The sequence below is a fragment of the Kordia sp. genome, assembly GCF_045105435.1.
Classification (GTDB): Bacteria; Bacteroidota; Bacteroidia; order Flavobacteriales; family Flavobacteriaceae; genus Kordia.
Map to the genome: position 1 here is coordinate 1 of NZ_JBGCDL010000268.1, position 9816 is coordinate 9816.

Genomic DNA, 9816 nt, shown 5'->3' on the forward strand with positions numbered 1-9816 from the left:
CTGTGTTTAATGTTGCTTTAAGTAATTCTAAAATACTATCTGGTGGATATAATAGTGCTGGCTTTCAGTGGGAAGGTGGCACGAATACGAAAGATGTTTTAATTTCTTATAGATATGTAACGCAAAGCTTTTTTGAAACCACAGGTATAGAAATTATTGAGGGCCGTGGTTTTAGTAAAAACAGCGACGCTGACAGTAGTGCTACATTGATTTCCAAATCGCTGGCAAAAATGATGGGTACTGACAGTGCAATAGGTAAGAGGATTACACAAGGGAATAATTTTAATAATGAGGTTATCGGTGTTGTTGAAGATTACCTCTATGGTGATATGTTTGGTACTAGCGATCCAGTATTGTTTTTTAATTACCCAAATAATACACAATTTATGTATATAAAGATTAAAAAAAATAGTGCTGTAAACCAAGCTTTGGCAGCTATTGAAATGGTCTTGAAAAAGCACTTACCAGCATATCCATTTGATTACGAATTTGTGGATGAAGCTTTTGATGCCAAATTTAAAAACGAACAGTTTATAGGCCAATTATCTCAAGTATTTGGCATATTAGCAATTCTTATTTCGTGTCTTGGTCTATTTGGTTTGACAGCCTACACAGCAGAACAAAGACGCAAAGAAATCGGTGTTCGTAAAGTTTTAGGTGCAAGTGTATCAGATATCGTAAAACTACTATCAAAAGATTTCTTAAAGTTAGTCATTATCTCAATTGTCATAGCAATTCCGATCGCATGGTATTTTATGAACAATTGGCTTCAGGGTTACACATATCGAATAGAAATTAGCTGGTGGGTTTTTGCAATAGCTGGTTTTAGTGCAATAGTAATAGCTATGCTAACAGTCAGTTTTCAAGCCATTAAGGCTGCAATTTCAAATCCTGTAAATTCTTTACGATCGGAATAGCGTATGTAATTATTAAAGCTTTTAAAGTTTCAAATACAAATAAAAATCTAAAATCAATCAAAAATGAAAAAAATAATTATTCTCATAGTTTTAATTCAACTATCGTACAATGGATTTTCACAAACTTGTGACTGTTCTTCAAACCTAAAATGGCTCACTGAAACATTTGAAAAAAATGATGCAGGCTTTCAATATGTTATCGACATAAAAGGAGAAAATGCTTATGCAGCACATAATACACTTTATACGGAAAAAGCATCCAAAATAACAGACTTGAATGAATGTCATACATTACTAAATAACTGGACAGCATTTTTTAGAGAAGGTCATATCAATGTTCAGCTACTAGTTAAAAGTCAGAATGCAATTGAGCAAACTGGACCATCGGAAAAAGAGATAATAGAGAAATATAAAAATACTGAACAATTTAAAATAGAGAAACAAGAATTTGACAACTATATAAATAATCTTGGGGAAAATCCAGGTTTTGAAGGTGTTTGGACTTATTCTAACGCATATACCATTGGAATAGTTAAAGACGATAAAAATCCAAAGAGAGAATATGTTGGATTTATAGTCAATTCTACAAGCCCTTATTGGCAGAAAAATCAAGTCAAACTTGAAATTTTCAAAACAAATGAAGGCAAATATAGTATGAAGTATTATATGAGAGACCATTCAGTACGAGATTTTGAAATAGTTGAATTATGGGGCAAAACTTATATACGTGCGGGTTCAGGCGCTATTCTTCTCAAAAGGGCTTTACCTCAACAAAAACCTGATGAAAATATTGAACGATATTATAGCTTAATGTATGCCAAGAAACCTTCAATTGAAAAAGTATCTGATAATACCGTGCTATTGAAAGTTCCATCATTTAATTATTCCAACAAAAAGTATATTGATAGTTTATTAAACAGCAATGATAATTTGATAAAGAGTACCGAGAATCTCATTATAGATGTAAGATATAATGGTGGTGGCGCCGATACTAGTTATGAAAAAATAATCCCTTATGTATACACAAACCCGATAAGGAAAGTCGGTGCAGCACTTTTATCAACAGAATTAAACAACAAACGAATGGTTGATTATATGAATGATCCAGACTGGTCAGATGATGATAAAAAATGGGCAAAAGAAAGTTTGCAAAAATTAAACAAGCATATTGGAGAATTTGTGAATTTGAATGAAAGTATTGTACGTATTGATACGCTTAAAAATGTCTATGCAAATCCAAAGAATGTAGCAATTTTGATAAATAGATTTTGTGGGAGTACCACAGAACAATTTTTATTAGAAGCAAAACAAAGTAAAAAAGTAAAACTTGTTGGAACCACTACAGCAGGTGTATTAGATATTTCAAATATGTACAATGTGAGTTCACCATCAAAAGAATTCAAATTGTGGTATGGCTTGTCAAAAAGTTACAGAATTCCTGAAATGACAATTGACGGAAAAGGAATACTACCTGATTATTATTTTGATAAAACCATTAAACCCTATGAATGGATTGATAAAACAATAGAAATACTAAATTATAAATAGCCAGTTACCAACAAAGATAACTGTTACACAACCCAATAATTTCAAAAAAAAGCAAGGCATTCTTAGCACTTTTAAGCGTGTCTTTCTTTTGATTTTCGTTACAGAGTTCTAAAATTAACTCCGCTTACAATCAAGATAAACTCATTATATAGCTGCTTTATTTCTGAAAAATTGAAGCTGAGCGACTTTGCCGTTTCTTTTTCATATAAAGACCTTTCTTGCTATGGACTCTTGTAGTGTTTCGTTCATATACCTCAAATCTAACTCAGAAGATAAATGACGATAAAAGTTCTCTTTTGGAATACGATTACTTAATTAAAAATTGTGGAATAACTTTTCTTGATAGATTTTCTTGCCTTGCATTATTCAAGACACGAAATTTATCAATATATTACACATGTGCAACAAGCACAACGTGTATAAAAAATAGCAGTAAAGAGCTTAACTTAAAGTTTGTTTCTTATCTACTATCTTTATTTTAAAACCGAAAATTAGGATATATAAACCTCCTACTTTACATATATTAAACCGATAAATTATGATTGAAAACTTACCGAATTGGATTAATTGGTTGTTCTTATTAACTGGTGTTTTAACAATTGGAATTTTTCATTACGCAAACGGAAAACCGAATAAATTAACCTATCTGATAATAATCTGGAGTTTAATTCAATCAATTTTGGCATTTACGGGATTTTATGAAAAAACGGATTCAATTCCACCAAGATTTTTGATTGTATTAATTCCTGTTTTTATAACTATAATTTATGGACTTACGAAAAGACCTTTGAATTACATAATTGAAAATAAAAACACGAAAATAAGTACGTTTATACATACAATCAGATTCCCAGTCGAAATTGTTCTTTTATATTTATACATAAACAATATGATGCCTGAATTAATGACATTTGAGGGGAGAAACTTTGATATCTTGGCAGGAATTTCAGCACCTATAATTGGACTATTATTCTTAAAAAAAATTGTTGGACGAAATGCTTTAATTATTTGGAACATTATTGGTCTATTCTTAATTCTGTTTGTATTTGTAAATGGAATTTTATCGAGCGAATTACCAATTCAAATATTCGGATTTGAACAGCCAACCAAAGCACCAAAGTATTTTCCATTCATTTTATTGCCTGCGACAATAGTTCCGATTATAATATATTCACATATTACTGATATTATAAAATTGTGGAATAAAAAAACAGCGTACAACACGGGTAACCGTAGCACAACCCAATAATTTCAAAAAAAAGCAAGGCATTCTTAGCACTTTTTAGCGTGTCTTTCTTTGGATTTTCGTTATAGAATTCTAAAATGAACTCCGCTTATAATATATTTTAATATCTTAGAGTTGTGTAACAGGTACACGGTGTATAATTCATTGCTAGTACTCCCAACGCTAGCGCGAGTTTCTCAACTCGTGCCGACAAACAAACTAAAAAAATTCGTGAATTCGTGGTGAAAAATAAAAAAACCACATACAAAATTACTTCTGTACATGGTTTTATATTTACGATTAACGATTGTTGATTTTAGATTGTTGATCTATTCCGTTTCAAAGAACAAATCAACAAATAATCAACTTTTTCAAAGAAGCCAAACTCACTTTTAGCGTTGAAATCTTAGCTTCTGAATCTGAAACTATTTTTCGTTGCTTATCCAACGCTAGCGCGAGTTTCTCAACTCGTGCCGACAAACAAGCTAAGAAATAGTATTGAGAAGTTTCAAACGAAAGTTTACTTACAAAAATACCAACAGACAAACTAAAAAAATTCGTGAATTCGTGGTGAAAAGAGTTGTCTATTTTCAGTTGATCCCAACGCTAGCGCGAGTTTCTCAACTCGTGCCGACAAACAGGCTAAGAAATAGTATTGAGAAGTTTCAAACGAAAGTTGATGTTCCAAAATACCAACAAACAATCTAAAAAAATTCGTGAATTCGTGGTGAAACTTTACATGCAAAAACAGTTTTTAGTATTGCTACAAAAAGAAAGAAACAATATATTTCAAAGTGCTTCTCCATAGCGCTACTGAACATCATAGAAATACATTTTTTCTTCATTTTACTACAAAAAATCCAAGCAAGTCTTCCAAATACCTAAACCAAATTGCACAACAAAAATCTTTAGGTTACTTTTATACAAAACAACTAAAACTTGGAACTCAGTACGATTCTCATCATACTCTTATTGGCGGTTGGCGCTTTACAAGGCATTGTCTATGGCGTTATCTTAGCAACATCTATCAAGTATAACAAAACAGCAAACAGAATACTTGCTACAATTCTATTTCTGCTTTCTTATCGCTTAATTATTCAAATTATGCGACTCTTTGGAATTGGTTATTATGATTCTTGGTATTATATTATGATTGACCTCAGCTGGATTCACGGCGCACTTCTATACTTTTACACCAAAGCACAAACACAACCGCGTTTAAAATTCAAAACAAAAGACTGGCTTCATTTAATACCTGTCGCCATTCAAATCAGTTTTAGCATTTTTGTAAGATTGCAAAACCTATATTGGGATGGCACAAAAGAAAGTCTCTCGTGGTTAGGATATTACGGCTATGTCGTTTGGATGAACAATTCCACCATCTACATCATTGCAAGCATATTAATCATTATTTACGCGTACAAATCCAATAAACTATTAAACTCTATTGATCAAAACTTTGAAATAGCGGCAAAAAAACTAACGTGGATCAAACGTATCATTCGTTCGTTCTTAGTGTATTTCAGTATCGTTTTAATAGTGCTGTTGGTTGATTTAATAATTTACAAAACCGCAAGTAATGAATCGTATTTTTACTTCACACGCTTCTATTACTTTCCGTTCTTTATCGGAATTGCAGTATTAACCTATTGGATTTGTTTAGAAGGATTTTCACGTAGAAACGATCCAGAAATAGCTATAAAAAACACCATCAATCCGGATGAATTATCACGACTAAAAGTAATATCCGAAAAATTACGATTGGCAATGGAAGAAAACAAAGTGTATAAAGATCAAGAACTATCTCTGCAAAGTTTAGCTAAACAATTAGACATAAAACCATATTTAATTTCGCGTAGTTTGAATGAAATTAATAACAAACGATTCAATGAGTATGTAAATGCATACCGCGTAAAAGAAGTCCAATTATTACTTGAAGATGTTTCCAATTCAAAATACACGCTACTAAGTTTGGCTATGGAAGCTGGTTTCAATTCAAAATCGTCATTCAATCGCGCGATTAAAAAACAACTTGGAATTTCACCAAGCGAACTAAAAATTAAAAAATAAGGTGTCAATTCTCAAAATGACGCTAGTATTCTGAGTAAAAAAGGGTTCAATTTGCCATTTGAAACGATTTGAAGCCTTCAAAAGCATAGGTTTGTCTCGAATTTAAAATCTATAACAATGAAAACAATGTATGTATTAGTAATTACGGTAATCCTTTTAATTCCCAATCTTACTAACGCTCAATCTAAAGATATTGATGTAAATGTATTGGTTGGCACATGGAAACTCGATATGACTCCACAAGACACAACCGACGAAAATTTTGCCATGATGAAAATTACCAAAATAAAAAACAATTCATTTATGGGCGAATTTTATCGTGAAGGTGTTGCTATTAGAAATGCGCAACTCAACACACAATTAGGAATCATTTATGGCGCTTTAATTTCTGGTGATGGTACAGGCGATTATAACACCACTTTTTATTATAAAAATGGAATATTACACGGTTCAACACATGCCATTGAAAGGAATTTTTTATCGGTTTGGACAGCAACTAAGGAAAAGTAAAACATGATTCTCAAGAACTATTGACTTTAGAAATATCTAAATTTAGTGAATCTCGATCATAGATTTACTAAATTTAGGTTTTCAATCCTATTTCTATCAATACGAGAATGCGACTCATCACTAAAAAAATCTGAAATAAAAGAACTGCTCGAAAAGTACTTTGCTGTATACAATCAAAATGGCTTGGATGATTTTGTAAAACAGTCTCGTTCTTTTAAAAACAGATTGCCACGTCATTCTTCCTCGCAAAGACGTTTCAAAAAACAATAGCTAGATTGAGTGGAATTCTGAAAGAATTTTGTGTCGAGATCTACTCAGAATTTAAGAGTACTTCTAAACACAATTTTCTTCTCTCATTTACTAAAAGTCATTCAAATTGATAAATGATCTTAATTCTCACTACTAAAACCTCAATACTATCAAAAAACCGTACTTTTGTTGTCAATTCTAACAAAGAAACTTTGATTACATTACCCGAAATTCCAACTAGTAAAGTTGCCATAAAACTAAAAGCTGCTGCGGAAACCTTAGTCAAAAAAGGACATCCGTGGGTTTTTGAAAATAGCATTACAAAGCAAAACAAAGAAGGAAAATCGGGCGATTTAGCAATCATTTTTGATACTAGAAAGAATAAATTTTTGGCATGCGGATTTTACGATCCCAACTCGCCAATTCGCATCAAAATATTACAAGCAAACAAACCTGCGAATATCAATGCAGAATGGTTTGCTAACAAAGTGCAAGAAGCCTACAACAAAAGAATTCCGCTGTTAGAAACCGATACAAATAGTTACAGACTTATTTACGGAGAAAATGACAACTTGCCTTCGCTTGTGGCGGATGTGTACGATAACGTGCTTGTGGTAAAATTATACGCGTCGTTTTGGTTTTATCACTTAAAAGATATCTTACCAGAATTGATAAAAGTGAGTAAAGCAGAAACGACTGTACTTCGCTTGAGCAGAAATGTGCAAAAAGAAAAGAAGCAATTCAATTTTACAGACGGACAAATTTTAGATGGCAAACTACACAATGAAGTAATCGTTTTTAAAGAACATAGTGTCAATTTCTCTGCAAATGTCATTCACGGACACAAAACGGGTTATTTCTTAGATCACAGAAACAACAGAAAACGAGTTGGTGAACTTTCTAAAAACAAAACAGTTTTAGACGTATTTTCGTATGCAGGCGGATTTTCGGTGCATGCATTAGTCGGTGGCGCAAAAGAAGTGACAAGTTTAGACATTAGTGCACCTGCGTTAGAAATTGCAAAAAACAATGCAAAACTCAATGAATTTCCAGGAACGCACAAAGTAATTGTTGGCGATGCGTTTGACGAATTGAACCATCTGGCGAAAGCCAACAAAAAATTTGACATCGTTGTCATTGATCCGCCATCATTTGCCAAAAGCGCTACGGAAGTCGACAGAGCGTTGGCGAGTTATAAAAAACTCACACAACTTGGTTTAAAACTGGTTCAAAAGAAAGGAATTTTAGTCTTGGCTTCGTGTAGCTCACGCGTGACTTCGGAAGTTTTTTTTAATTTAGTTGAAGAAACACTTCACAGAAACAATGCAAACTATACCATTCTCGATAAAACATTACACGACACCGATCATCCGATTGGTTTTAAGGAAGGTGCTTATTTGAAGTGTGTGTATGTGCGAATTGACTAATTTTTTCATTGATTTCGTCAAATATTCGATTTCCTCCGTGACTATTGAAATTGTCGAAATATAAATAGTCAAATCATTTTTTAAAAATCTTAATCTTTGGTTAAATAAAAGAACACTTACAATATAATTAGTACCTTTCATTTAAGTAATGAATTCTAAACTAACGCTTAACATGAAAGTATTCAGGAATATACTTCTTTTAATATCACTTACGTTTATTAGCTGCAACCAAAAAGAAACTTCTCACCAAGATATTTATGACTTTATAGAAATCGTGATCAAAGAACAGCAATTAGATAAAAATCATGCTATAAGCATAACTCCCGAATCTAGATTTAGCATATCTGAATCAGATGATGTAACGTTCAATGAAGCACTTTTTGAAATTCAACAAAAGGAGCAAAAACAAAAGGCGTTTGACAAAAATGAAGATTACGTTTTTACATTTAACATCGTTAATTACCTTAAAAAATTAACTAAAGAAGATATTTATGAAATGCAGCGTCAAAAGAAAGAATTGACTCGTTTCAAATGGGACAATTCTAGACTTGGTTTCAATCAATCAAATAAAACAAATTCGTATACTTTCTCTGTTCCTTTGTTCTCAAAAGACAGAACAAAAGCAGTAATGATGATAAATGATTTATGTTCAGGTTTATGTGGCAATGGAAAATCTATTTTCTTTTCAAAAGAAAATGGTGAATGGACATCTGCTATAGCAAGTTTTTGGTTTCATTAAAATAATTACTGCATTGATGGTATAGAAGTTATAATGTTTTAATTTTGAATCTTAAAATCAATAAAAATTCCACCATGAACATCGAAATCACCACAAATCCTAACCAAATTGACGCAAAAACCATTAGCAACGGAATTGTGGATTTTAACAAAGCCAAAGTTCCCAATCTTGAGCCTAATGAAGCAGAAGTAAAATTCTTTGTCTTTGCCAGAAATGATAATGATACGGTAATTGGTGGCATTCGCGCTACGTGTTTTTGGAATACCTTGCATATTGAATTGTTGTGGCTTTCGTCAGCATGTCGTGGAAAAGGAATTGGCAAACAATTGATTGATAGCGCCGAAAATTTCGCCAAAGAACATAATTGCGAAAAGGTATTTGTAGAAACCACAAGTTGGCAAGCAAAACCGTTCTATGAAAAAGTTGGTTACGTACATATTGCAACCATCAACGACAGACCTAAAGGACATGCTTCTCATTATTTGACGAAAGATTTGTAAGTTAGATTATTAGACACGCTTTGCTTTTAGTATTTTGGTATACTTCAAAGTACCGTTTCCTTTTAAAACAAACACTTATAATACAACGCTGTTTTCAGAGTAGATTTCGATACTAATTTGTTCCACAAATTCACTCAATCAGACGTTTTGAGTTGTTTAAAGAAATAGTATTGAGTATTGAGTATTGAGTATTGAGTATTGAGAAGTTTCAAATGAAAGTTGATTTTCCAAAACACCAACAGACAAGCTAAAAAATTCGTGAATTCGTGGTGAAAAGAATTGTCAGTTGTCAGTTGTCAGTTTTCAGTTGTCAGTTGATCCCAACGCTAGCGGGAGTTTCCCAACTCATGCCGACAAACAAGCTAAGAAATAGTATTGAGAAGTTTCAAACGAAAGTTTACTTACAAAAATACCAACAGACAAACTAAAAAAATTCGTGAATTCGTGGTGAAAAGAGTTGTCAGTTGTCAGTTGTCAGTTGATCACAACGCTAGCGGGAGTTTCTCAACTCGTGCAGACAAACAAGCTAAGAAATAGTATTGAGAAGTTTCAAACGAAAGTTTACTTACAAAAACACCAACAGACAAACTAAAAAAATTCGTGAATTCGTGGTGAAAAGAGTTGTCAGTTG

8 protein-coding genes are annotated in these 9816 nt (G+C 32.4%); all 8 read left to right on the plus strand.

Annotation, left to right across the window (positions count from 1 at the left end; genetic code table 11):
* On the plus strand, positions 1-917 hold a 917-nt coding region (locus AB8B65_RS13880; protein WP_405301724.1), incomplete at its 5' end, for an ABC transporter permease.
* A 63-nt stretch (positions 918-980) separates the two neighbouring features.
* The gene (locus tag AB8B65_RS13885; RefSeq protein ID WP_405301725.1) at positions 981-2465 is read left to right on the plus strand and encodes a S41 family peptidase; all 1485 of its coding nucleotides are present in this window, start codon (positions 981-983) and stop codon (positions 2463-2465) included.
* Positions 2466-3003: 538 nt separating this feature from the next.
* Positions 3004-3714 (plus strand): hypothetical protein, encoded by a 711-nt coding sequence (locus tag AB8B65_RS13890; protein WP_405301726.1) that lies wholly within the window; start codon positions 3004-3006, stop codon positions 3712-3714.
* Positions 3715-4629: 915 nt separating this feature from the next.
* On the plus strand, positions 4630-5760 hold the full coding sequence (locus AB8B65_RS13895) for a helix-turn-helix transcriptional regulator (RefSeq protein WP_405301728.1): 1131 nt from the start codon (positions 4630-4632) through the stop codon (positions 5758-5760).
* Positions 5761-5877: 117 nt separating this feature from the next.
* Entirely contained in the window at positions 5878-6270 is a 393-nt protein-coding gene (locus AB8B65_RS13900) for a hypothetical protein (RefSeq protein WP_405301729.1), read from the plus strand.
* 383 nt (positions 6271-6653) lie between these two features.
* Positions 6654-7946, plus strand: a complete 1293-nt coding sequence (locus tag AB8B65_RS13905) for a class I SAM-dependent rRNA methyltransferase (protein WP_405301731.1) — start codon at positions 6654-6656, stop codon at positions 7944-7946.
* A gap of 172 nt (positions 7947-8118) precedes the next feature.
* Positions 8119-8685 (plus strand): hypothetical protein, encoded by a 567-nt coding sequence (locus AB8B65_RS13910; RefSeq protein WP_405301732.1) that lies wholly within the window; start codon positions 8119-8121, stop codon positions 8683-8685.
* 74 nt (positions 8686-8759) lie between these two features.
* Positions 8760-9185, plus strand: coding sequence for a GNAT family N-acetyltransferase (locus AB8B65_RS13915; protein WP_405301733.1), 426 nt, complete (start codon positions 8760-8762; stop codon positions 9183-9185).
* The last annotated feature ends 631 nt before the right edge of the window (positions 9186-9816 follow it).

Coding starts and splice junctions, on each gene's coding strand:
- AB8B65_RS13900 (WP_405301729.1), top strand. CDS start 5,878: ATGAAAACAATGTATGTATTAGTAATTACGGTAATCCTTTTAATTCCC.
- AB8B65_RS13910 (WP_405301732.1), top strand. CDS start 8,119: ATGAAAGTATTCAGGAATATACTTCTTTTAATATCACTTACGTTTATT.
- AB8B65_RS13915 (WP_405301733.1), top strand. CDS start 8,760: ATGAACATCGAAATCACCACAAATCCTAACCAAATTGACGCAAAAACC.
- AB8B65_RS13885 (WP_405301725.1), top strand. CDS start 981: ATGAAAAAAATAATTATTCTCATAGTTTTAATTCAACTATCGTACAAT.
- AB8B65_RS13890 (WP_405301726.1), top strand. CDS start 3,004: ATGATTGAAAACTTACCGAATTGGATTAATTGGTTGTTCTTATTAACT.
- AB8B65_RS13905 (WP_405301731.1), top strand. CDS start 6,654: ATGATCTTAATTCTCACTACTAAAACCTCAATACTATCAAAAAACCGT.